The organism is Paenibacillus borealis (assembly GCF_000758665.1).
Lineage (GTDB): Bacteria > Bacillota > Bacilli > Paenibacillales > Paenibacillaceae > Paenibacillus_AQ > Paenibacillus_AQ borealis.
Genome location: NZ_CP009285.1, coordinates 3,645,389 through 3,668,085, shown reverse-complemented (window position 1 = coordinate 3,668,085; position 22,697 = coordinate 3,645,389). Strand labels below are relative to the sequence as shown.

At 49.0% G+C, this 22,697-nt stretch carries 24 protein-coding genes; 7 read left to right on the top strand and 17 right to left on the bottom strand.

Features of this window, described 5'->3' with window-relative positions; genetic code table 11:
• The first annotated feature begins 81 nt into the window (after positions 1–81).
• Entirely contained in the window at positions 82–582 is a 501-nt protein-coding gene (locus PBOR_RS15325) for a hypothetical protein (RefSeq protein WP_042213021.1), read from the top strand.
• A gap of 32 nt (positions 583–614) precedes the next feature.
• Here PBOR_RS15325 and PBOR_RS15320 read toward each other — a convergent pair whose 3' ends face one another.
• Complete coding sequence (locus PBOR_RS15320) at positions 615–1,295, bottom strand: phosphatase PAP2 family protein (RefSeq protein ID WP_042213018.1); 681 nt, start codon at positions 1,293–1,295, stop codon at positions 615–617.
• A gap of 110 nt (positions 1,296–1,405) precedes the next feature.
• Here PBOR_RS15320 and hfq point away from each other — a divergent pair, with 110 nt between their 5' ends.
• A complete protein-coding gene (gene hfq / locus PBOR_RS15315) occupies positions 1,406–1,627 on the top strand; it encodes an RNA chaperone Hfq (RefSeq protein WP_039298097.1) in 222 nt (73 codons plus the stop codon).
• Between the two features lie 155 nt (positions 1,628–1,782).
• Here the strand turns inward: hfq and PBOR_RS15310 are convergent, their stop codons facing one another.
• Complete coding sequence (locus tag PBOR_RS15310) at positions 1,783–2,889, bottom strand: lactonase family protein (RefSeq protein ID WP_042213015.1); 1,107 nt, start codon at positions 2,887–2,889, stop codon at positions 1,783–1,785.
• Positions 2,890–3,088: 199 nt separating this feature from the next.
• On the opposite strand from PBOR_RS15310, the gene PBOR_RS15305 reads away from it, so the two are divergent.
• Both PBOR_RS15305 and PBOR_RS15300 read left to right on the top strand, forming a co-directional pair.
• Entirely contained in the window at positions 3,089–3,424 is a 336-nt protein-coding gene (locus PBOR_RS15305; protein ID WP_039298093.1) for a LytTR family transcriptional regulator DNA-binding domain-containing protein, read from the top strand.
• Positions 3,425–3,653: 229 nt separating this feature from the next.
• The gene (locus PBOR_RS15300; RefSeq protein WP_042213011.1) at positions 3,654–4,895 is read left to right on the top strand and encodes a peptidylprolyl isomerase; all 1,242 of its coding nucleotides are present in this window, start codon (positions 3,654–3,656) and stop codon (positions 4,893–4,895) included.
• An 83-nt stretch (positions 4,896–4,978) separates the two neighbouring features.
• On the opposite strand, the gene PBOR_RS15295 is transcribed toward PBOR_RS15300, so the two are convergent.
• Both PBOR_RS15295 and PBOR_RS15290 read right to left on the bottom strand, forming a co-directional pair.
• Entirely contained in the window at positions 4,979–5,173 is a 195-nt protein-coding gene (locus PBOR_RS15295; RefSeq protein WP_042213008.1) for a DUF2188 domain-containing protein, read from the bottom strand.
• 79 nt (positions 5,174–5,252) lie between these two features.
• Positions 5,253–5,852, bottom strand: a complete 600-nt coding sequence (locus tag PBOR_RS15290; RefSeq protein WP_042213006.1) for a nitroreductase family protein — start codon at positions 5,850–5,852, stop codon at positions 5,253–5,255.
• A gap of 458 nt (positions 5,853–6,310) precedes the next feature.
• Between PBOR_RS15290 and PBOR_RS15285 the strand changes: the two genes are divergently transcribed.
• Positions 6,311–7,543, top strand: a complete 1,233-nt coding sequence (locus PBOR_RS15285; RefSeq protein WP_157764045.1) for a metallophosphoesterase — start codon at positions 6,311–6,313, stop codon at positions 7,541–7,543.
• A gap of 29 nt (positions 7,544–7,572) precedes the next feature.
• Complete coding sequence (locus PBOR_RS15280) at positions 7,573–7,788, top strand: helix-hairpin-helix domain-containing protein (RefSeq protein ID WP_042213004.1); 216 nt, start codon at positions 7,573–7,575, stop codon at positions 7,786–7,788.
• A gap of 465 nt (positions 7,789–8,253) precedes the next feature.
• Here PBOR_RS15280 and PBOR_RS15275 read toward each other — a convergent pair whose 3' ends face one another.
• The 5 genes from PBOR_RS15275 to PBOR_RS15255 all read right to left on the bottom strand — a co-directional run bounded on the left by PBOR_RS15275 (position 8,254) and on the right by PBOR_RS15255 (position 12,949).
• Positions 8,254–9,195 carry a phosphotransferase gene (locus tag PBOR_RS15275; protein WP_042219444.1) on the bottom strand — a complete coding sequence of 314 codons (942 nt, stop codon included), beginning with the start codon at positions 9,193–9,195 and terminating at the stop codon, positions 8,254–8,256.
• Positions 9,196–9,442: 247 nt separating this feature from the next.
• Positions 9,443–9,949 carry a P-loop NTPase family protein gene (locus PBOR_RS15270; protein WP_042213002.1) on the bottom strand — a complete coding sequence of 169 codons (507 nt, stop codon included), beginning with the start codon at positions 9,947–9,949 and terminating at the stop codon, positions 9,443–9,445.
• A gap of 96 nt (positions 9,950–10,045) precedes the next feature.
• The gene (locus PBOR_RS15265) at positions 10,046–11,185 is read right to left on the bottom strand and encodes a 5-methyltetrahydropteroyltriglutamate--homocysteine S-methyltransferase (protein WP_042212999.1); all 1,140 of its coding nucleotides are present in this window, start codon (positions 11,183–11,185) and stop codon (positions 10,046–10,048) included.
• Positions 11,186–11,295: 110 nt separating this feature from the next.
• Positions 11,296–12,507 (bottom strand): chromate transporter, encoded by a 1,212-nt coding sequence (locus PBOR_RS15260; protein WP_042212997.1) that lies wholly within the window; start codon positions 12,505–12,507, stop codon positions 11,296–11,298.
• A gap of 118 nt (positions 12,508–12,625) precedes the next feature.
• On the bottom strand, positions 12,626–12,949 hold the full coding sequence (locus PBOR_RS15255; RefSeq protein ID WP_042212994.1) for a winged helix-turn-helix transcriptional regulator: 324 nt from the start codon (positions 12,947–12,949) through the stop codon (positions 12,626–12,628).
• Positions 12,950–13,087: 138 nt separating this feature from the next.
• Here PBOR_RS15255 and PBOR_RS15250 point away from each other — a divergent pair, with 138 nt between their 5' ends.
• The gene (locus PBOR_RS15250) at positions 13,088–13,441 is read left to right on the top strand and encodes a DoxX family protein (RefSeq protein WP_042212992.1); all 354 of its coding nucleotides are present in this window, start codon (positions 13,088–13,090) and stop codon (positions 13,439–13,441) included.
• On the opposite strand, the gene PBOR_RS15245 is transcribed toward PBOR_RS15250, so the two are convergent.
• The 8 genes from PBOR_RS15245 to chvE form a co-directional block, all read right to left on the bottom strand.
• Entirely contained in the window at positions 13,415–14,911 is a 1,497-nt protein-coding gene (locus PBOR_RS15245; protein WP_042212989.1) for a M56 family metallopeptidase, read from the bottom strand. The genes PBOR_RS15250 and PBOR_RS15245 overlap by 27 nt on opposite strands.
• The gene (locus PBOR_RS15240; protein ID WP_042212985.1) at positions 14,908–15,267 is read right to left on the bottom strand and encodes a BlaI/MecI/CopY family transcriptional regulator; all 360 of its coding nucleotides are present in this window, start codon (positions 15,265–15,267) and stop codon (positions 14,908–14,910) included. The genes PBOR_RS15245 and PBOR_RS15240 overlap by 4 nt, the downstream gene beginning before the upstream one ends.
• 188 nt (positions 15,268–15,455) lie before the next feature.
• The gene (locus PBOR_RS37720; protein ID WP_157764044.1) at positions 15,456–15,782 is read right to left on the bottom strand and encodes a hypothetical protein; all 327 of its coding nucleotides are present in this window, start codon (positions 15,780–15,782) and stop codon (positions 15,456–15,458) included.
• Positions 15,783–15,857: 75 nt separating this feature from the next.
• Positions 15,858–17,366, bottom strand: coding sequence for a copper amine oxidase N-terminal domain-containing protein (locus tag PBOR_RS15230; RefSeq protein ID WP_052429490.1), 1,509 nt, complete (start codon positions 17,364–17,366; stop codon positions 15,858–15,860).
• 93 nt (positions 17,367–17,459) lie between these two features.
• Positions 17,460–18,128: a TraX family protein gene (locus PBOR_RS15225; protein WP_042212980.1), complete on the bottom strand. Its 669-nt coding sequence runs from the start codon at positions 18,126–18,128 to the stop codon at positions 17,460–17,462.
• A 152-nt stretch (positions 18,129–18,280) separates the two neighbouring features.
• A complete protein-coding gene (mmsB, locus tag PBOR_RS15220) occupies positions 18,281–19,444 on the bottom strand; it encodes a multiple monosaccharide ABC transporter permease (protein ID WP_042212978.1) in 1,164 nt (387 codons plus the stop codon).
• Positions 19,445–19,450: 6 nt separating this feature from the next.
• The gene (gene mmsA, locus PBOR_RS15215) at positions 19,451–20,980 is read right to left on the bottom strand and encodes a multiple monosaccharide ABC transporter ATP-binding protein (protein ID WP_042212976.1); all 1,530 of its coding nucleotides are present in this window, start codon (positions 20,978–20,980) and stop codon (positions 19,451–19,453) included.
• Between the two features lie 100 nt (positions 20,981–21,080).
• Complete coding sequence (gene chvE / locus PBOR_RS15210) at positions 21,081–22,169, bottom strand: multiple monosaccharide ABC transporter substrate-binding protein (RefSeq protein ID WP_042212974.1); 1,089 nt, start codon at positions 22,167–22,169, stop codon at positions 21,081–21,083.
• Positions 22,170–22,697 lie beyond the last annotated feature (528 nt).

Here is a 22,697-nt window from a genome sequence, read left to right as displayed (position 1 = left end):
AAGCCGGGTTTAAGGATTCTTTCAGCTTTCGGGGAATACTGGGTACTTGTCAGCTAATACACAACTCAGAAGAGGTGAATCATGAACAACAATATCAAAAGATTAACCGCGCTGGCCGCAGCCGTAATGCTTACTATGGCACCGGCTGCCGCATTTGCCGAGAACCCGTCCGCCAGCACACCTACTTCCGCACCGGATTCCATTCATGCCGGTAAGGAGCATGGCCATCCTCACGGTGCCAACAGGAACTTCAGAGCCGGAGGCCACTTCATCATCAACGAAACGGCCAAGCTGCTTGAGATGGACCGTTCAGAGCTGGTAGACAGCTTGAAGGCGGGCAAGACACTCTATGCCCTCGCCCAAGAGAAAAAGGGCTGGAGCGAAGATCAGTATATCCAGAAGCTGAGCGAAGCAGCCAGCCTCAAAGTAGACGAGTCAGTCAAGGACGGCCGGATTACGAAAGAGGACGCCGATAAGCTGAAGGCCGGACTGCCTGTTATGATCAAGCTGAGCCTAAGCCGTTCAGCACAGTTTCACCAGGCCAAGCCTCCACAGCAGCCTGCTGCGCCGAAGACACGCTAAAGCTCCAGTCAATGAGGCGGATGCCCTGCAGATTATTTGCGGGCATCCTTTTTTCTGTGCGGGTCTGCCCCTCTGCGCTCCCTGAAATTCCGGTAAGCCTCGAAGCAGGCGGCTGACAACATGAGCCATGCCCCGCTGGCTGCGTATCCGCCGATCACATCACTCGGATAATGCACTCCCAGATAAATCCGGCTCCAGCCGATCCCGCCGGTCATCAGCACGGTGAACAGGATCAGGACGAGGCGTTCACGCCTGTTGCGCATATGCCTCCAGAGCAGATAAGCAATCACCCCATACAATGAGAAGGCTGCCATGGAATGTCCGCTCGGAAAGCTGTATCCCGCCTGTTCAATCAGCCTGTGAATGGTGGGACGCTCCCGGTGGAACCACAGCTTAAGAAGAGTATTCAGCAATTGTGAGCCAATGCCTACCCACAGAAACAGGGCTAGCTCCATCCGGTGCTTCAGCGCGAAGAACAATATCGCCATAGTCAGCAGCGAAATCCCGATGGCCAGCTTCGAGGAGCCTACGAGCGATAAGCTTTTGGCCAGCGCTGTCAGCGGCGGTGATTCCATAGATTGCACCATATGTATAACTGCACGGTCAAAGCCGGCAGTTCCGCCCAGCTTAACCAATACAGCGATCAGGATAAATCCCAGCAAAAACCATATAAAACGGCGAAATCCGCCGGACCAGTAATGATAATAAAGCATAACTACCCCCTTGTCTATTTTCACGCCACATGACCGATTTCCTGGGAGAGACTCTCCCGTGTTATAATTGCCTAAGAAGTTAATTCATATAAAGATGGAGTGCTGCCAAAGTGGAAAGTCTAAAATTACAGGAACGTTTGTTGAACCAGTGTATCTCAACAAAAGTGCCCGTGACGATTTTTACAACTAACGGAGTCAAAATGCAGGGACTTGTAACCTCTTATGACGCTTATACAATCACCTTGCAGGGTCAAGGTGACGGCAGACAGAACGTGCTCTTCAAATCGGCAGTCTCAACGGTAGTGCCGCTGAAGCCCGTCTCGCTCAAATAAGCAGCCCCGCCCGGCGCATCTCTGGGCCTAACACCGACAATTTAACCGTCCCGAATTCAAAAGGAACACCGGAGCAAGCCATTCCGGTGTTCCTTTTGCCATAGTTGCCTGTCAGGACAAGCTCCGCTTAACAGTTGTTGTCCGCTCCCAATTACTTATCCCGCAAATACAGCAGGCATGACACAGACCGGCTTGGACAATTCCGCCGTATTTCCGGTGAAGGTTAACCGCCCGCTGGCAGTGTCCAGCGAGAAGACTACCAGATTATTGCCGTCCCGGTTGGCAACAATCAGATACGCTCCGTCCGGCGTTACCGTGAAGTGGCGCGGATGCCCCCCTCTTGTTGATACATGCTCCACCAAAGTAAGCTCAGCCGATGCAGGATTCACAGCGTAGACCACCACACTGTCGTGTCCGCGGTTAGAGCCGTACAGATATCTGCCATCCTTGGAAAATGCAATTTCAGCGCAGCTGTTATTCTCTGAAGGATATCCCTCAGGAAGTGTCGATACCGTAATTGCCGTCTGCAGAGTCCCTTCGGCAGCATTATACAGGAAAGATGTAACGGTACTATCCAGCTCATTGATCACATATGCAGATTTGCCATCCGGATGAAATACGAAATGGCGGGGTCCTGCGCCTTCATGCAGAGCAGTATCTCCAAGCGCTTCAAGTGTCTTCGCTTCCTTATTGATCCGGTAAGTCCGGATCAGATCGAGTCCCAGATCAGACACAAACAGGAAACGCTCATCCGGGCTGAAGATGGCCGAATGCGGATGCGGCCGGTCCTTGCCCGGAAGATCTCTATGTCCGGTATGTACTGCAGTATCCGTCAGCCCTACAGGTAATCCGTCTGCATCCAGGGTAAGCAGTCCTACAAATCCACCGTGATAGCTGCATACTACAATATGTTCACTTTCAGGATCTCTGTTGATGTTACAGGTCGTAGTTTGACCCTTGCCTGCAGCAGGCATCGTCGGAGTCCGCTTCAATTCAGTCAGCTTGCCGGTCTTAGGCTCAATAGCAAAGGTTACAATTTCCCCCTCTTTGCCTCCCTCACCATTCGGCTTCTCGCCAATCGCATACAGCTTCAGCCCGGAAGGATCCACATTTACGAACGTCGGGTTCGTTATGCCTTCTGCTGTATCCAGCCGCTCAAGTGTACCTCCTGCTGCACCGTCAAAAGCATATACCTGAACTCCGCTCTCCTCTGCAGTTGCATAAGAGCCGGTAAACAACAGCAGCTTCGTATTCTCATTCATCTGGGTACTCCTCCTCCAAGTTGTTGTTATGGATGCATATCAGCCATCTATATAATTTACAGTTTTTCGTGAGGTATGACAAATGCAACGGAAAAAATGACAAAAAACATTTCAAAAATAAGACTTCTCAAAGCAAAAAGAGTATGCTATAATGAAAGCGCTAACATCAATGTTAATTATGTATAAAGGGGGAACACGAATGAGCAGCCTGCTGGAAGCCAGAAATGTATATGAGGACTTCGAGGTGGAGACAGACATTCTGTTCTTTAAGGTCGGGGACCATGACCTTGTCATTTTTCACGGCAGAAACTACAACATTAAAAAGAGAATGACTGCCGAGCAACTGAACCGCTTATTGTCGAGCAACAGCTATTATCATGTGTACGGGGGCTGCTACGTTAACCTGAACAAGATCAGCTCCATTGAAGATGACTGTATCTATTTCGGTGAAATGGGCTTGTATGCGAAATCTGTACGCGTTCCCAGACGCAAACAGGAAAGCATCCGCCATCTGCTGAGAGGACTTAGCTCCTGAGGCGGATACCTATCCGCCGCTGCCTGCAGCATCCTTAGAATACAGCTCTCTAACCGGGCCGGAGTGAGCATGGGGCAACCCTTTGCTGCTCCGGCTTTTTCCTGTTTCTTAATGGAATATTAAAAAGTTATTATGCTTTTTTATACTTTCTTAAGGTTTGGAATTCTGTTTTCTGGTAAAGTTGTAGAAAGACAGGCACCACCTATATTGAAGGGAGTCATTAATTATAATGGACAAAAAAGATTTCAACGAAAATGAACAGCTCGAAAACGGCGGAACGCCGGATGAGAACGACGCTTCTGTGATTACCCCGGAAGATGGAATTGCACCTGCTGAGGCTGTATCTGAACCTCAAGAAGAAGTAATTATTCCGGCAGAACCTGTACAAGCTGCAACAGAACGCTCCAGCAGCGTGCAGTCTCCGAACATTGAAGAAAGCGTTCCCGTGATGAATAAGGTAGGCGACGGCACTCCTCCTTCCAAGCCGGCAGCACCTGCGGGCGGCAAAGGCTGGATGATCGCTTCCATCATATTGGCGGCGGCATTAATCGTAGTTCTGATTGTGCAGCCTTTCAAGAAAGACGACAGCAAGATCGCTGTTGCTACCGTTAACGGAACGGATATCACGAAAGCACAGCTATACGATAAACTGGTTGAAGCAGGCGGCGAATCCACACTGCAGAACCTGATTACTACTACGCTCGTAGATCAGGAAGCGAAGAAAGCCAACATTACCGTTACCGATGAAGACATCAATCAGGAGATTGCAGACCTGACAACCCAATTCGGCGGTGAGGAAGCCCTGAATTCCGCTTTGCAGCAGAGCTCTATGACTCTTGATGACCTGAAGAAGCAAATGCCGCTGCAGGTTGAGATCCGCAAGCTGGTTGAACCTAAGGTTACCGTTACGGATGAGGATATCTCCAAATATTACGACGAGAATAAAGCTACCTTCAATCAGGAAGAAGAAGTCCGTGCTTCCCACATCCTTGTTGAAACCAAAGAAGAAGCTGACGCCATTGTTCAACAGCTGAAGGACGGAGCAGACTTCGCCACACTGGCCAAAGAAAAATCCGCAGATACCGGCTCCAAGGACAACGGCGGCGATCTTGACTTCTTCAAGCGTGCCGATATGGTTGCTGAATTCTCTGATGCTGCCTTCAAACTCAAGGTTGGCGAAACCAGTGGTGCTGTGAAGACCGATTACGGCTACCACATTATCAAAGTTACTGACCGTAAAGAAGCACATGAATATACACTTGCTGAGAAGAAAGAGGAAATCACCAAGACTCTGAAAGCGCAGAAAGTATCGGAAATGTCTTCTACGTGGCTGGCTGATTTGACCAAGAACGCCACCATCACCAATACTTTGACCGATACTCCTGATGCATCCGCTACTCCTGCAGAATCTGCTGCACCAGATGCCAGTGCAGATCCTGCTGCAGCTGCAACAGAAGCTCCAGCCAAGTAATATATATAATCTATACAAAGAGGACAGGCGGATTCCCGCCTGTCCTCTTTATTTATGCCCGGCCCTTGGCCCGGGCGCAGCTGTCAATGGTTCTTTTTACGAATCTGTTTGTCGTGATTCTCGCCCCACTCTTTGGCCTGTGCGGTTGCAATGGCAATCGCCCGCCCCTCCTCATAGCCATCCTCAAGCAGCGCGTTGGCAATTTCCACAGCCTTGTTGCGCACAGGCGCAGTGAAGTTCTTCAGTGAATCCGGATAGTCTTCTTTATTCCATGGCATAACAAAAACCTCCTTGATCTGACTATAATCATACTTAGCCGGATCAGGGAGGTTCTAAACCACTTATTGTAATGTTTTCTTATTTAATGACTTTCACACGGTCTTCGATCGGCTGGAATTCCTTCTCTCCTGGAGGGGTTACAGTTGTGCCGAATGGCAGCTGTGCAATCAGCTTCCACTCTGCCGGAATGCCGAATGTTTCTTTCACTTCATCGTCAATCAACGGATTGTAGTGCTGAAGCGAAGCGCCCAGACCCTGTTCTGCGAAAGCTGTCCACACTACGAACTGCAGAATCCCGGAGGACTGGTTGGCCCAGATCGGGAAATTCTCTGCATACAGCGCGAAGTTTTCCTGAAGATGCTTCACCACCGCCTGATCTTCGAAGAAGAGCACGGAGCCGTAACCGGCTTTGAAGGAAGCTAATTTCTGGGCAGTGCCTTCGAATTGTTCAGTCGGAACGATCTTGCGAAGGGTTTCTGCGGTAATGTCCCACAGCTTATCATGTTGTTCACCCAGCAGAACTACAGCTCTTGAGCTTTGCGAGTTGAAGGAAGTCGGGCTATGTAATACCGCCTCTTCTACGATCTTCTGGATTTGTTCGTCGGAGATTGGAGATTCTTTGCTGATCGCATATACGGAACGTCTGCCTTTTACCGCTTCGAAAAAGTTTTTAGACATAAAATAACTACCTCCATTAAATTAAGTAACTTACTTTTTTAAATCTTAACACTTTTCCTACTGGAATACAACACTTACTCACAACTTTTTCCTGCCCGCTATCTTACGCGTATATATCAGCTCTTAGTGTCGCAGTATTCGTAGTATTTATACGCCTTCCACTATTTTCTATAAGCTGATCTCCCCGTTTAGAAACATGGCACTAACTTTTCGTATATACAATCTGACAAGAAATACGCTACAATGATTCAGCAAAAGTGCAGAAAGAAGGTCAATTCATGAGCTCCCCTCATATAAATGGCACTAAATTAACAATAAAATTCACATTATTTATACTGCTTTCTTCTGCCCTGGTTCTTGGAGGCTGCAAGGACACAGCTTCGCCATCACTGAATGCAGCAGCCGTTGTTACTGAAAGTGATTCACCTATAGATTCTACAGAGCCTGTGTCCTTCTGGGTGGCTACAGATACACATTACCTGGATAAAGCGCTTGAGGATGGCGGCCAAGCCTTCCAGACCTATGTCACGGGCGGAGACGGTAAGATGCTTCCCTACAGCGACGAATTAACCGAAGCCCTTGTCTATGATGTGGAACAGAAGAAACCTGGATTCCTCATCCTGAGCGGCGATTTGACCAACAATGGTGAAGCAAGCAGCCATAAGGAATTGGCCGCGAAGCTGCACCGGATTGAGGCATTGGGGACCAGCGTTTATGTTATTCCCGGCAACCACGATATCAATAACCCCTGGGCCAGATCCTTTGACGGTGACAAGCAGGTGGTCACAGATCATATTAATGTTGAGGATTTTCTCGCGACCTATGAGGATTTCGGTTACGATGAGGCGCTATCCCGGGATACTGACAGCCTAAGTTATGTCGTAAAGGCCGCTCCGGGCCTCTGGCTTCTGATGATTGACAGTGCCCAATATGCGCATAATGAAGAATATAACTTCCCGCAGACGGACGGGCGTATCTTACCTTCTACCTTGTCCTGGATTGATGACAATATGAAGAGGGCCGCAGAGGAGCATGTCTCGGTTATTACAGTGATGCATCATAATCTGCTAAGCCACACCTCCATGGCGGTATCCGGCTTCAAGCTTAACAACAGCCAGGAGACCATGAAGACGCTCCGCAACGATGGTCTCAATCTGGTCTTATCCGGGCATATCCATATGCAGGATATCCGCCGGGACCCCGCTGAGGATTCTATTGATCCGGCCATGCCTGTATACGATATTGCTACAAGTGCAATGGCCGTTAATCCCCATCAGTACGGTGCGATGACGTTTGATCCGGTCTCCCGTGCTTTTACCTACATCACGTCTACTGTAGATGTGGAGGGCTGGGCCCAGGCAAATGATATTACGGATCCTCATCTGCTGAACTTCAAAACGTATGCTGAAGAGACCTTTGCAACTGAATCATATGAGAAGGCAATGACCAGACTGAAGGATAGCACCTTTACAGAAGCTCAGAAGCAGTCAATGGCTGAGGTCATGTCCAAGCTGAACATTAAGTATTTCGCGGGTACTGCCGCTGACTCACTGGATGAGATCAAAGCCATGCCGGGATACAAGCTGTGGGAGAGTATGGAGGGCGGATTCATGTCCGGCTATATCCGCAGCATGGCCGAACATTCCGGGCAAAGTAATGTATCGCTGGAGATGGTTCTGACCACACAGTAACAGGCACTATTTTGAGAGGAGCATGCTCAGTGACAGATACTCATGAATCCCCGCAAGGCAGCAGCCTGCCTGAGACAATCTCCAAGCCCGCGCACCGGGCGCTGGCCGGAGCCGGTATTGTACGCCTGGAGCAGTTAACCGATATAACAGAAGAGGAGCTGCTGAAGCTGCATGGCATGGGTCCCAAGGGAGTACGGATTCTCCGCCAGGCGCTTGCAGACAAAGGGCTGGATTTTGCCAAGTAAACGGGTCTAGTGTGACGCAATAATTAAACAGCGGCAGCCATGGACGGGAAGAAGTCCTGAGCTGCCGCTGTTATGTTGTACTGGCTTAGGCCAGATATTATGGCAAAAAACATAATCAAGCTTTAACTGTATTTTGTACAACTAAAGCTTGCCCATATGCCTCAGATGGAGATTTAACTGCACTCTGTACACTTATATAATACTACTTTGCCGGGGAAGAACACTTTTCTCTATTTTAATTGTACAGAATACAGCTATTCCTGCACATTGGGGTTTTCGCCGTCTTTTAATTGTATAGAATACAGTTATTTTCCATGGGCTCCGTTCTGTCCTGCTTCATTTCTTCATTTACTCATAAGCGCGCTGCCAAACACGACGAATCCGCCGCGGTCACAAACTCCTCACAGAAAGCCCCCCATCCACATCGTGGAGAGAGACTTTCTTTCTGAAGTCCCGCAGTATTATTTAATTCTCGGTTACATCTTCTATAAACTGCAAAGCACGTCTGGTATGATAATCAGAGATTCCCTTCGCAGTCTGCTGATCCGGATAACCTCTCTGGACCAGCTTTAGACCAGCCGAGATCAACGACAGATGATGATGATATTGATAGAACAGCTTCCTGTTAACATCGAGATGATCATTCTTCAGATACCGGTAGAAATCGCCAAAACGAAATTCCATGAAACTGTGCTCATGCTCAATATCGTAGAATTCAGCTCCTTCGATATCAATCAAACAGGGTTCCAGATGATCCGTAACCAGCACATGATTAGGACCAAGCTCGCCATGGATATATCCATAACGGCTTCTGGGTTCTATTTGGGACTCAAGGTTGTGCAGCATATCAAGCAGCTTACCTTGATTCTCGCGGATAACGTCAATATATTCGGAGGCATAAGACAACTGAATTTTAGCGTTTTCGAATTGTAAAAGATGACATTGCTCCGTATTAGACTCCGCTTGATTTGGCTTTCCGTAGATTCCGCTTTCACCCGCATGCATGCCCGTAATCATGTCTCCCAGGCGTTGAAAGATAGTATCCTTAACCCTGGCATCGGGGTGATTGAAATAAGCTTCGGCATCTTGCCCTGCTACATACTCCACAAGCGCATAATCAAAATTATAATGATTCCTTTCCTTATTTAAATCATAAAGGATTGGAGTCCGGATAGAGTGTCCGGTTAAATATCTGTTGTTGATTTCAAATAGTTCGCTGCCGTAGGACTGTGCATTCGTATATTGATTTGCAATTTCTTCCTGAAAATAATTCATGGTTATATCCCACACATACAGAACGCAAGAAAATCCATTAGTGCAGTCTATCTTATAGACCACCTTTTGCGCGCCTCCATGCATCTTTGTAACCATTGCAACAGAATAACCGGTGCCAAAGACCTTCCCCAAATACGCCTGTAAGGCAGCAGGATCGAGATGACAATAAATTTCCAAGGAACAACACTCCGCTTCTTCATTTATTGCCGGCTACCCCACTGTATTATAAATCCCGGAAAAAATATAGACTGTTTCTTTCGGTTCTGTTATCATATTGAATTAGGTCTTGAATAAAATCGGCATACAAAACAGTCTTTGGAATCTTTCCAAAGACTGTTTTGTATTTGCCGTAATTTTCCGTATATAACCCCCTGCTCTCTTACTCCGTTAGGGCTGCCAGCAGCTCCAGAATATCCAGGTTATTGTTTACGGTAATCAGCTTATCCTTATACTCACAGCTTTCAATAAACCGGGGAAGCTTCACAAGATTATAGTCCCTGTTCCACTCTATCAGCTCCCGAACGCTTTCAAGCGTCTCACGTTTGTTACTTACAGCCACTCCAGATATACGTTCTTGATGTCTTTTCCATATTCGCTCTTCTTGTAGAGATAACGGCGGCATAAGCACGATGATTTTGTCCGCAGCCAGTAAACTTGGCCCTACCCACGCACGGTATACACCTTCGATGATCCATGATTCACGGCTGACGAATTCTTTCAGCTTACGGTCCCGCTCTTCCTCCGGCGCTTTCACTCCATATACATCCGCTTCATTATCCCAGAAAATATCATCTAATTCGTAATGCGGAATATTCAGTTTCCGGCTCATTAATGCGGATATGTAGGATTTCCCGCTTCCCCCGCCGCCTATAATATGTAATTTCATTACTCGTCTCCCCTCCGTCCCATCAGACGCTAATAACCGTACGGATGGCTATCCGTACGGTTATTAGTCGATTCTATTATACTAGAAGTTTAGTGCTTACTTCCAGATCTCATCGGCGATTTCTTTGATGAAAGCAAGCTTGCGCCATTGCTGTTCCTCTGTCAGGTAGTTGCCTTCTTCGGTCGAGGCGAATCCGCATTGCGGGCTCAGGCATATCCGGTTCAGATCAACGTATTGCTTCGCTTCCTCAATCCGCTTCAGGATATCATCCTTGCTCTCAAGCTCACCGAACTTGGAAGAGAATACGCCAAGCACAACCTGCTGGTCATCCTTCAGGAAGCGGAGCGGCTTGAAGTCACCGGCCCGTTCGGTATCAAACTCCAGATAGTATCCCGAGTAGTTATCGATGCTGAGCAATGTTTGAACGATCGGCTCATAACCTCCGCCTACCCCTGCATAGGTGGATACATAATTGCCGCGGCATACATGTGTCGTCACAATCAGATCCTCCGGCAGACCGGCTGCAACCGCCTTGTTCAATTCTGCCAATTCATTCGCATACTCAGCAACATTCACACCGATCTGCTCCATGACAGCAACAAATTGTTTGTCACACAGGGCTCCCCATGTGCAATCGTCAATTTGAATACTGCGGCAGCCTGCGGCATAGATATCCAGAATCGCTGCCCGGTACGCTTTGGCAATATCGGCAACAAGCTCTTTGCGGTCAGGATAGAGGGTGCTTGTGCTTTCCTTATTTTCTGCCCGGTCCAGCTCGAACAGGAGCTGCGCTGCTGCAGGAATGGATTGGCGTGCAACCACGTCATCACCAGCAATTCCTTTCAGAAAAGCATAATGCGCGACAAACGGATGGCCGCTATAGCTTATTTTACCGGTTAGGCGAGCTGTTTCAGGTCTCGATTCGGCGCCATTAAAATTATAGCCTTGATCAATGATTGTACGCGCAACACCATCGAAGCCCCAGAAGAAGTCCAGATGCCACCAGGAGCGGCGGAATTCACCGTCGGTAACCGCTTGAAGTCCTACCTCTTTTTGTTTCTGCACGAGCTTAACAATCTCAGCATTCTCAACTTCTGTAAGCTGGGAGGCGGTGATTTCACCGTTCTTGTATTGTAATCTGGCATCCTTAAGCGCCGCAGGGCGCAGGAAGCTGCCAACGATATCATATCGGAAAGGGGTGGTGGTACGTTTCAAGGGTTCGGTTTGAGTGCTCATTAGATAATCTCCTCGCTGAATAATTATACAAACAATATAGCATAGAAGGTCTGCTATACCGTTCTACCCATCCGTTATGATTGGTTATAATTATTTGTTATAGCCAAGTGTTAGAATACTCCCAGCAGCATTCCGCCCGCTGCCCCAGCTACAACTACCACCCAGGGCGGAAGCTTCCAGAAAACCAGCATAATAAATAGAATGACGGCCAGGGCAAAATCCATCGGCTCCAAAATAGCGGTAGTCCACAGGGGATCATACAAGGCAGCAAGTAAAATTCCAACTACAGCTGCATTAATCCCGATCAGGGCTCCTTGAATTTTTGGATTTTTTCTTAAGCTGTTCCAAAAAGGGAGTGCGCCGATGACAAGAAGAAAGGCAGGCAGGAAAATGGCGAAGGTGGCAATCATTGCCCCGGAGACACCTCCGGTCATTGCCCCTAGGTAACCGGCAAATGTGAATAACGGACCCGGAACCGCCTGTGTGGCTCCATATCCTGCCAGGAAATCTGCCTGGCTAACCCAGCCTGTTGGGACTACCTCTCTTTCCAGAAGCGGAAGCACGACATGTCCGCCGCCGAATACCAAAGAGCCTGAACGATAAAAGCTGTCAAATATCGCTAACGCTCCCGCTTCTGCTGTCCCTCGGAGTAATGGGAGAGCTACCAGCAGACCAAAAAATAATCCTAAACAGACCATACCAAAGGATCGGCTGATTGAAATGTGAAGATTTGCTGTGCCAACCGCAGCATTTTTACGATAAAGCCATACACCAACTAAGCCAGCTGCCGCAATCGTAAGCACCTGACTGTAGGCCGTCTGCCAAGACAATGTAACGGCTGCTCCAATAACAGCGATGGTTACTCTATCCCGGTCAGGTGTCAGCTTTTGCCCCATACCAAGCACCGCATGGGCAACAATCGCTACAGCAACAATCTTCAGTCCATGAATCCAGCCTGCATAGCCTATATCATAGCCTTGAAGCAAAAAGGCAAACGCAACCAGTGCAATGACAGAAGGTAAAGTAAAGCCTAGCCATGCAACTATACCTCCCAGTAAACCCGCTCTTACAACACCGATGCCGATTCCAACCTGGCTGCTCGCCGGACCAGGGAGAAACTGGCAAAGAGCCACCAGATCAGCGTAACTCCCTTCATCCATCCATTTCCGGCGGCGTACATATTCATTGTGAAAGTAACCCAGGTGAGCAACCGGTCCTCCAAACGAAGTAAAACCCAATTTAGTAGATACAAGCAGCACTTCAAAAAGGACTCCAGCCCTTCGCTTCTGATTATTTTCCCACCCCTGCTCATCCGTTTGCATATACACTGCTCCTCTGAGATTAAACTGTATAACATAAACGGATTGGCTCCATAGATTAATGATTATGATTGTACATCAATAAGCAAAGCTATGGCAGATCATTAGCCTCCATCAGGTACTACGGTTTCTTCTTCATATGCTCAATATGAGAAACTCCCCAGTCATTCAATACCTGCAGCACAGAGCTTAGCCCTTTCCCGTATTCTGAGATTGAATATTCAACCTTTGGCGGAATCTGATTGTACACTTCGCGGTGCACAATATCGTTATACTCAAGCTCCCTTAATTGCTGGGTGAGCATCTTCTTGTTAATATCCGGAATGGATTTCTGCAGTTCTCCGAATCGCATGGTGCCTTTGTTAATTAGCTGCAACAGGATAACAGGCTTCCATTTCCCGATCAGAATGTCCAGTGCCGACTCAAACTTACAATACGATTCCATAGCCTCCAGCTCCTTATCCTGCGTATGGTTACTTATTCTTCACTATGTTTATTAAAAGTGCCTACTTTCGCGTACTGCTTCAATGGGGCTATTATACCAGTAACGAACGGCAAATAAGTAATCTGGAGGAGTCATTTCATGAATATTGCATTGTGGATTGTACAGGGAATAGCAGCAGCAGGTTTTGTATATTCAGGCTGGCTCAAGGCATTCAGGTACGGGCAGGCGAAACAATCCTGGGGATGGGTATCGGATGTTCCCGAGGCATTAGTGATCTTTATAGGGGCAGCCGAACTATTGGGGGCACTTGGAATGATCCTTCCTTATGCACTGAATACAGTACCAGTGTTAACGCCGGTTGCCGCAGCCGCGCTTACGGTGATCGTCCTTGGGGGTGCTATTTTCCACATTAAGCGTAAGGAATACCGGGAAATCGGCGTTAACATCGTCTTTATCGTGTTAGCTCTAATTGTCGCGGTTGGCCGGTTCTGACGCAAAGATGTCCTTGGTTTCGCTTCTAGCTCCTAAATCGAAAACAGATAAACTCTCCAACCGGTCAATCAGCTGACGCAGGCCCGCTTCATCTGCAGCATACAGCCGTGCATCCTCTCCGAGTTGCTCTTCCACCTGCTCTCTTGTAAAGGTATAAGAAGCGGTGACACCCTCATATTGTCCTGTGTGGTCAGCAATCACATTGATTATACTGTCAACGTTATCAATCAGGCTGAAGAGCAGAATCGAATTCCGGTAAAAAATCTCCATACTTATTGCCCCATCCTTCATCATTCCGGGAGCATCCTTCATGGAGTAATTGATCGTTAATTCATAAGGGCGGGAGCCTGTTTTCAGCTCGATTCCTGCGCCTTCCAAACCTGCCGGCAATGGCATTTCACCAATAAGCGCAACCACCTTGCTATTATCCCCCACAAAGTTTGTCTTGCTCTCCATAAGCTGATCCACCGCATAACCGGAATAAAGCGATTGCGGTGAATTCAGCACCGGCTTAGGATTGGCGGTACATCCTACTATCAGCGTAACAATCACAAGTATAGAGCCTGCAACCACCCCGGAATTGGGCTGACGATATGCGAGAATATTCTTAATTCTGGCCTTCACACTACTCTCTCCAAAAGCTAGCGGACTGCCGGTGAATAACCCGCTCCGGCGGATGGAGTGAGCAAGCAGGGAGCCCGAGTAGCTTGCTTTAATTTGCGGGCCCAGCTTCTTGACGACCGTTTCATCACAGGACATCTCCATATCCATACTCATAAGTGCATAAGACAGGCACATCAGCGGATTAAACCAATGGATAATCACCAGCAGGTACATTAGCGGCTTAATCAGATAATCCCGTCTGCTGATATGAGTCTGCTCATGCAGTACGATATAGGACAGCTCGTGGGCCCCTATTCCAACCGGAAGATAGATCCTCGGCTTCACGAACCCGCAGACGAAGGGTGTAGTGATCTGATCCGTTTCATAGATATTATCCATAACGAGGGTTGCCGTACGGACTCTGCGAAGTATTCTCAAATAAGAGATAACACTGTACAGAAGGAGTACAGCAGCACCTGTCAGCCAGATTATGCTTCCTGCCCATAGAATGAATTGCATAGGATTAGCACTGGCTGCCGGAGCAGCGGATGGAAGAAAGCTATTTATAAAGCTTCCTGCGCTGCTTATTCCAGGGTCTACAGCAGGCTGCAGCTGCGTTCCAATATTGTGTGGTACGAATTCAATTGCACCTGTGCCGCCTTGGCCCTCAGGCTGGACGAGCTGCAATAGACTGAAGCTTGAAGTGAAGCTGACAGGGATGGCCAGTCTGATCATTACAGCCGGCCACAGGAGATAGGAGAAGATTCTGGGAGCGCGCCGCAGAAGAACTCTCGCCAGGATCACCTCTACTGCCACGTAACTTGCCGTAATGCTCATGTTCAGGATACTGACTAACAGAGTTATCATTGGGTCGCCTCCTCTATAATCTTCTTCAGCTCCGCCGCCTCCTTCGCAGACAACTTCTTGTCTCCCAGAAAGGCGGTCAGAAATTGCGGCAACGACCCGTCAAAAGCTTTATCTATTACCGTCTGGCTCTCGTATCGCTGTGCCTCTGATTTTGGGACGATGGCAGTCACAGTTGCCCCTTCATTCCTGAGGATTCCCCGCTCGCACAGCTTTCTTAGTACCGTATAAGTCGTGGACTTCTTCCAGCCCAGCTTAGTCAGGCTTAACTTCACCAGCTCTGTTGAATTAACGGGCTCATTGTCCCAGACCAGGCAAGCGAATTTATATTCGGCATCGAATAATTTGTAGGATTCCATCCTGCTCACTCCTCATAGGTTTAATGAAATAGACCTCTTACCGGTAAGTCTATTGCAATAAACCTTTCCTGTCAAGATATTGTAGGTTCGTTCATTTCAGTGTATTTCGGGTTAATAGACAGGCCAAAAAGCCGAAACCAATCAATCGCTCAGGGGTTTCGGCTGTTGTATTTCAAATTCTGCTTAGCTTACAGATGGCCCTTCCAGATATTCCAGGACAGCAAAATGCAAACCGCCGCCATTACAAAAAAAACAGCAGAAACCCGGGTGTTTGAACGGAAATTAACGCCATAGGCCGTAAAAAAGATTGCTGCTGCTAATTTAGAGATCAGCTGATAATAACCATTTTGCGGAAAAGAGGAGCTGCTAAATATAACGGCCGCAAGCAATGTGGTAATAATAAGAATCTTAAACCACAGAGGTTCTGTTAAGAATTGTTTGTAGATTAGAATGATCCGCTGCATCCTAGCCGCCCTTTCATTTACCTGAAATTTTATCCTTTTCTTTAATTTCACTATACCTGAATATAAAAAAAACCGGAACCACCCAATTTCTCAGGGGTTCCGGCTTCATGCTTACCTCTTTAAACCTTACGGACGGTCAATCCAGATATATCCGTCTTCATCCACTTCAACGGTAGCATGGAGACCTTGTGCCAGAACACGCAGCGGCACATAGGCATCACCGTATTCATCCACGAATACAGGTTGTGGAAGCTTAACGGTAGTGCCGGCAATCTGTGCCTGCGCGGAGCCGATTTTGAATACCAGCAGATCGCCGTAGACATCATCGGTTACATTAATCGCGCGATTAGCTGCATCCCACTCTACTGTTGCATCCAGGTCCTCTGCAATATAACGCAGCGGAACATACGTTGTGCCGTTGTCCACGATAGGATAATAGTAATCATCATCCGGTGCGATCATCAGGCTCTTGGACGTAATTCCCATATCATCCTTGAGCAGGTTATAGACCGCAGAACCTTGTTCAAAGCTTCTCAGCGTCTCACCCGGAGTGAGCTGCGCTGACGAGAAATCAATGCCGCCCGTTGTGCTGATCGGATCAGCCGTTACAGGACCGTTCACATTCCAGGTCTCTGAAACCAGCTTCACGTTGATACTCTGCAGCGGCAGATCCTCACTGGCCGGAAGAGCAACATTCAGGTCAATGTTCTGCTTACGGACATGGAAACCGCTGTCCACGAACAGGTCCACGGTCAGCTTCGTATCTTTGCCGAGAACAGTCTTCAGTTCAGGTGTGCTCTCATAGAGACTCTCGAGCTGCTTGTCGTAGACCAGCAGGAGAGCATCCACTGCCAGCTTGGCAGCATCATGCGCTACAGTGACTACGCCTTCTTTGTCATCCAGCGGGATCTCCCCGAAGCCAAGACTGTTCAGATCTTCACCTGAAGCCTCCAGCAGCGGATACAGATAATCATAGAGGCCGCTGATCAGGGCAGTGAAGCCTTCAGTGTCTTTGGAGATAGATCTCAGGAAGCTCTTCAGCAGCACCGGAAGCTCTTCACCCGTAATTTCGGTATGTAGCTTCGTCAAGCTCGTCTGCTGGCCATATACAGATTCCGATACGGAGGCAACCGTAATTGCTCCAGGATTCGGCAGGTTCTTAACCACGAACTGGGAGATCAGCTTGGAAAGCTCCAGTGTCTTCGTCTGATCCAGACCTTCTATGCCGAGGGTATCTTCATACCCCTGGATAGGGAAGTAGAACGGCTGCTTGGCCCCTTCCGCGGTAAACACAATATTAGCTTGATCCACATAGAAGGAGAACGGAATTTTGAGCTGTTTGTATCCCACAATTCCTGATGCCGAGACATTACCGTTGTCCTGCAGCTTCACACTTCCAAGCGTAAGGGATATTGAATTAATAAGATCGACAATCTCCTGATCCTCCGCACGGATGCCTACTGCAGGAACAGCGCTTAAGGTAAGTGTCGTACTTGATTCTGAGGATTTCACATCGAGATCCCCGAGCAGTGCCTTGTTGACATCAAATCCGCCGACGGTTTGGCAGCCTGCCAGGATCAGCAGCAGTGCGAGAAACGGCACTATCCATTTGGTTCTTGCTTTCATTTTCCTCATAGCATGTCTCCTCTAGCTCATAATGTGGTAACGTATCCATCATCTCAAAGGAGGAAGGATTTGTAAATGAAGAGGACAGAATCTATCATTCCTTCAAAAGGTAAATAAACTCCGCCACTCTATAGATACCCAATCTTGGAAAAAGAGAATCTTTACCAACGCAAGTACCGCTAAATGTGCGGGATAAAATGACCACCAGACCCAGCGCGGCAGCCGTCTCCGCTCCAGCAATATCCAGAAGCCCGGGGTCAGCGCAATGAGAATGGTAGGCACAATACTGGCCATCTGCACCAGCCAATTGTAATAGAACAGATAAAATACATTCAGCGCAAAATGAGCCAGCACAAGCCAATACGAACGGGTATACCGGAAAATCAGTACCAGAAGCAGCCCGTACGCATTATAGTCCAGCGGCAGATGATCCATGATCAGCACAGAAACAATCACCACCGGAATTCCAACCCACAGATTCGGCAGCTTATCGAGCAGCGTCAGTACAAGCGCCGACAACAGGAGGGTGAACACCACATTCCAGCCCCCTGGATCCAGTGCTAAATTGTACGGAATCTGGGCAAGCAGGGCGATCACCAGCAGCCGCCGCAGATAGCGTGGTCTCGATGAAGTATGTATATGCCCTTGCACCAGCGCGTAGCAGTAAATCGGAAAAGCAATTCTCCCCACATATCTCCAGGCAAGCTCACCCGGGAAAAAAATATAGCCGATGTGGTCAATCAGCATGGTCAGCATGGCAATAATCTGCATCTGTGGCCTCCTGTCACAGTGATGAAATATTTTTCGCCTTAGATGCTATTATCCATGGCCGGGCGTAATGCCGCAAGTGTTGCCTGAGATCTTTATGTCAAAAAAGCCGGAACTGCTCCCTCTCAGGGAGCAATTCCGGCGGCAATTCAATCCTAAGCCGTCTTCGACTTATTATAAATATCAAAGCCGACCGCCAGCAGCAGCACCAGACCCTTAATGCCCTGCTGCCAGTCAACACCGAGGCCGACGAGCGACATGCCGTTGTTCATGACCCCCATGACCAGACCGCCGATGATAGCGCCGACCACAGTCCCGATCCCGCCGGAAGCGGATGCACCGCCGATGAAGCAGGCGGCAATGGCATCCAGCTCGAAGTTAGTGCCGGCTTTGGGTGTAGCCGAGTTAAGCCGTGCAGCGAACACCAGACCGGACAACGCGGCCAGCACACCCATGTTGACGAATACCCAGAAGGTGACACGCTTGGTTTTGACCCCGGAGAGGCTTGCCGCCTTCTCATTGCCGCCCAGCGCATAGATATGCCGTCCCATCGTCATATGGTTCATTACGAACGAATAAATCGCGATCAGCACCAGCAGAATGACGAGAATGTTCGGAATCCCGTTGTATTGGGCAATGACATAAGTGAACAGGTTGATAACAATGACCAGTGCCGCCGCCTTAACTACAGATATCCACACCGGAGATTGTTCGAAGCCGTATTTCAGGGTGATTTTGCGGCTGCGGTATTCCTGGTAGACAACCAGAACGGACAGGATGACTCCGATCACCAGGGTAAGCACATTCAGTGAGCTGCCGCTAACGATATCGGGGATAAACCCCGAGCTGATCTTCTGAAAAGTCTTGGGAAAAGGCGCTATCGACTGCCCGTTCAGCACGATCATCGTCAAACCGCGGAACAGCAGCATCCCCGCCAGGGTAACGATAAACGCCGGGATTTTGATATAGGCGACCCAGAAGCCCTGCCAGGCACCAACGAGTGCTCCCATGAGCAATGAGAGAATCACAGCAAGTACAGGATTCATCTCCATATCGACCATCATAATGGCGGACAGTGCGCCGATGAAGGCGGCCACCGAACCTACTGACAGATCAATGTGCCCGGTGATAATGACGAGTACCATCCCGATGGCGAGCACCAGAATATAGCTGTTCTGCAGAATCAGATTGGTTACGTTCAGCGGCTTCAGCAGAATGCCGTCCGTCATAATTTGAAAGAAGATAGAAATAAAGATCAAGGCAATGATCATGCCGTATTGGCGGATATTCTTTTTGAAAAGTTCAGTAATGGCTCCCATGCGGTGTTACCCCCTGCTTCGTGTCATAAATTTCATCAACAGCTCCTGCGATGCATCCCTGCGTTCCACTTCCCCGCTGATACGCCCTTCACACATCGTGTATATCCGGTCGCACATCCCGATAATTTCCGGCAGTTCAGATGAAATGACCAGCACACCCTTACCCTCTGCTGCCAGACTGTTAATGATGGAGTATATTTCGTATTTGGCCCCTACATCGATTCCGCGGGTAGGCTCATCCAGGATCAGAATATCCGGCTGGGCATAAATCCATTTGCTGAGCACCACCTTCTGCTGGTTGCCGCCGCTGAGATTCACTGTTTTTTGCAGAATGCTCGGCGTCTTGATGTTCAGCTTCTTCCGGTATTCCTCGGCGACCAGCACTTCCTCATTCTCATTGATTACGCCGCGGCGGGACAGCTTCTTCAGATTACTTAGTGAAATGTTACGTTTGATATCGTCGATCAGGATGAGCCCATATTGCTTGCGGTCCTCAGTGACATAGGCCAGTCCGTTCTCAATGGCCTGGCTGATATTATTCAGCTGGACCTCTTTGCCGTGCATAAAGATCTGTCCGCTGATCCGTTTGCCGTAAGACCTGCCGAACACACTCATCGCCAGCTCTGTACGTCCCGCGCCCATCAGCCCGGCAATGCCGACTACCTCGCCGCGCCGGATGTGCAGATTGATCTGGTCCAGCATTTTGCGGTCCTGCTGTGTGGGGTGATAGACCTCCCAGTTACGGATCTCGAAGATCGTCTCTCCCAGCTCCGGCATCCGTTCCGGATAACGGTTCGTCAGATCGCGCCCGACCATGCCCTTAATAATCACATCTTCAGTAACTGCATCGCGTTTCATATCCAGCGTCTTAATGGTCTGTCCGTCGCGCAGAATGGTTACAGAATCCGCTATCTTCTCGATTTCGTTCAATTTGTGGGAAATGATAATTGAGGAAATCCCCCGCTTCTTCAGCTCCAGAATGAGCAGCAGCAGGTTCTCGCTATCATCCTCGTTCAGCGCCGCCGTCGGTTCGTCGAGAATGAGCAGCTTCACTTCCTTGGAGAGCGCCTTGGCGATCTCTACGAGCTGCTGCTTGCCGACACCTATCGTTGATACTCCGGTAAACGGCGATTCCTTAAGGCCGACGGTTGTAAGCAGCTCCTTGGTCTTCACCGTCGTTTCGTTCCAGTTGATCACCCCGCGCCGTGCTTGCTCATTGCCGAGGAAGATGTTCTCCGAAATCGACAAATACGGAATCAGCGCCAGCTCCTGATGGATAATGACGATGCCAAGGCCTTCACTGTCCTTGATATCTTTGAACTGGCATACCTGTCCCTGGTACAAAATATCCCCTTCGTAGGTACCATGCGGGTACACTCCGCTAAGCACCTTCATCAGCGTGGACTTACCGGCTCCGTTCTCCCCGCAGAGGGCGTGGATCTCGCCTGCCTTAACCTGCAGATTGACATTCGCGAGCGCTTTGACGCCGGGGAATATCTTCGTAATGCCTTTCATCTCCAAGATATATTCACTCAAGTGTCTCTCACCCAGCTTTCCTTATGACTGTGCAGCGGCTGCCGGCGGCTGCCCTGATTCCTGACTGCCGCCGGTTGGCCGCTATATAACTGGCAGCCGGTTACTCTCCCAGCTGATCTTTGGTATAATAGCCGCCGTCTACCAGCACCTTGTCTACGTTGCCAGCATCCACAGACACCGGCTCCAGCAGGTAGGACGGAACGATTTTGACACCATTGTCGTAGGTTGTGGTATCGTTGACTTCCGCTTCCGTCCCCTTCAGCACGCTTTCGGTCATCTCCACCGCTTTCTTGGCCAGCTCACGGGTATCCTTGAATACGGTCTGCGTCTGCTCTCCGGCCAGAATGGATTTCACCGAAGCCAGTTCAGCATCCTGACCGGTTACTACCGGAAGCTTCTTGTCGCCCGAACCATACCCCACACCCTTCAGGGAGGAGAGAATGCCGATGCTGATGCCGTCGTAAGGAGACAATACAGCGTCGAGATTATCGCTGGCATAGTTAGCGCTCAGCAGGTTATCCATCCGCGCCTGGGCCGCGGCACCGTCCCAGCGCAGCGTAGCTACCTGATCCATCGTAAGCTGCTTGCTGCGGACAACCAGCTTGCCGGAATCGATATACGGCTTCAGGATCGACATCGCTCCGTCGAAGAAGAAGTAGGCATTGTTGTCATCCGGCGATCCGCCGAACAGCTCGATATTGAACGGGCCTTTGCCGTCCTTCAGGCCAAGCTTCTCTTCAATGTAGGAGCCTTGCAGCACGCCCACCTTGAAATTATCGAAGGTTGCATAGTAATCTACGTATTCACTTTTTTTGATCAGACGGTCGTAAGCGATAACTTTGACATCCGCATCATGCGCCTTCTGCAGCACATCCGTCAGGGCCTCCCCGTCAATTGAAGCGATTACAATCGCGTTCACGCCTTTGGTGATCATATTCTCGATCTGGGATACCTGGTTCTCCACGACATCCTCGGCATACTGCAGATCGGTGCCGTAACCCAGCTTCTCGAACTCCTTCACCATGTTGTTGCCGTCATTCACCCAGCGTTCCGAGGATTTCGTAGGCATTGCAATGCCTACTTTGCCTTTGGACGCATCTGTGCCGTTTGATGAATTCCCGTTGCTGCCGCATGCGGATAAGATAAGTACGAGTGTTAGTAGCAACGTGATCACTGAATATTTTTTCATTCCTGCACTACCCCCTGGACTATTCTGTTGTCTTCCACGAGTGCTCCCGTGTGACATGTTGAGTATAGCAACGGGGGCTATGGGGCGTATTTACACTCAGACTACTGTTTTTATAAAATCAGAACTTTTGTCGCGCGGAGCATCTGAAGGCTGAATAAATGGTTGAATTGTTAATCCAATTGATGCTAACGGACACAGCAGAGTTTATTTCAAACAAACTGCATGCTTTATATTGCTAACGGACACCAGAGCCTTTAAGTGCAGTTAATACTCCGAAATCTGTTTGCCCGAGGGGAATAAGTGCTCTCAGGTCCATTCCCCCCGGAAAATGCACGTTTGCGCGCAAATAAGGCATCTCATGTCCGTAGCAACTGATCGGATAGGGAAACCCATACTGAGTGTGGTGCAGCACGCGGCAAGCTTGGAATGACGACTGTGTAGCGCTGTGTGGACGGCGTAGGGTGGCGGCGCTGAGTGATGGCCGCTGAGCGGGAACCATAGAGTCATGGTGCAGGTGATGGTGTACAA

Bases quoted from the DNA above. Each gene is read 5' to 3' on its own strand.
- PBOR_RS15325 (WP_042213021.1), top strand. From the start codon at position 82: ATGAACAACAATATCAAAAGATTAACCGCGCTGGCCGCAGCCGTAATG.
- PBOR_RS15320 (WP_042213018.1), bottom strand. From the start codon at position 1,295: ATGCTTTATTATCATTACTGGTCCGGCGGATTTCGCCGTTTTATATGG.
- PBOR_RS15310 (WP_042213015.1), bottom strand. From the start codon at position 2,889: ATGAATGAGAATACGAAGCTGCTGTTGTTTACCGGCTCTTATGCAACT.
- PBOR_RS15305 (WP_039298093.1), top strand. From the start codon at position 3,089: ATGAGCAGCCTGCTGGAAGCCAGAAATGTATATGAGGACTTCGAGGTG.
- PBOR_RS15300 (WP_042213011.1), top strand. From the start codon at position 3,654: ATGGACAAAAAAGATTTCAACGAAAATGAACAGCTCGAAAACGGCGGA.
- PBOR_RS15295 (WP_042213008.1), bottom strand. From the start codon at position 5,173: ATGCCATGGAATAAAGAAGACTATCCGGATTCACTGAAGAACTTCACT.
- PBOR_RS15290 (WP_042213006.1), bottom strand. From the start codon at position 5,852: ATGTCTAAAAACTTTTTCGAAGCGGTAAAAGGCAGACGTTCCGTATAT.
- PBOR_RS15270 (WP_042213002.1), bottom strand. From the start codon at position 9,949: ATGAAATTACATATTATAGGCGGCGGGGGAAGCGGGAAATCCTACATA.
- PBOR_RS15265 (WP_042212999.1), bottom strand. From the start codon at position 11,185: ATGAGCACTCAAACCGAACCCTTGAAACGTACCACCACCCCTTTCCGA.
- PBOR_RS15260 (WP_042212997.1), bottom strand. From the start codon at position 12,507: ATGCAAACGGATGAGCAGGGGTGGGAAAATAATCAGAAGCGAAGGGCT.
- PBOR_RS15255 (WP_042212994.1), bottom strand. From the start codon at position 12,949: ATGGAATCGTATTGTAAGTTTGAGTCGGCACTGGACATTCTGATCGGG.
- PBOR_RS15250 (WP_042212992.1), top strand. From the start codon at position 13,088: ATGAATATTGCATTGTGGATTGTACAGGGAATAGCAGCAGCAGGTTTT.
- PBOR_RS15245 (WP_042212989.1), bottom strand. From the start codon at position 14,911: ATGATAACTCTGTTAGTCAGTATCCTGAACATGAGCATTACGGCAAGT.
- PBOR_RS15240 (WP_042212985.1), bottom strand. From the start codon at position 15,267: ATGGAATCCTACAAATTATTCGATGCCGAATATAAATTCGCTTGCCTG.
- PBOR_RS15230 (WP_052429490.1), bottom strand. From the start codon at position 17,366: ATGAGGAAAATGAAAGCAAGAACCAAATGGATAGTGCCGTTTCTCGCA.
- PBOR_RS15225 (WP_042212980.1), bottom strand. From the start codon at position 18,128: ATGCAGATTATTGCCATGCTGACCATGCTGATTGACCACATCGGCTAT.
- mmsB (WP_042212978.1), bottom strand. From the start codon at position 19,444: ATGGGAGCCATTACTGAACTTTTCAAAAAGAATATCCGCCAATACGGC.
- chvE (WP_042212974.1), bottom strand. From the start codon at position 22,169: ATGAAAAAATATTCAGTGATCACGTTGCTACTAACACTCGTACTTATC.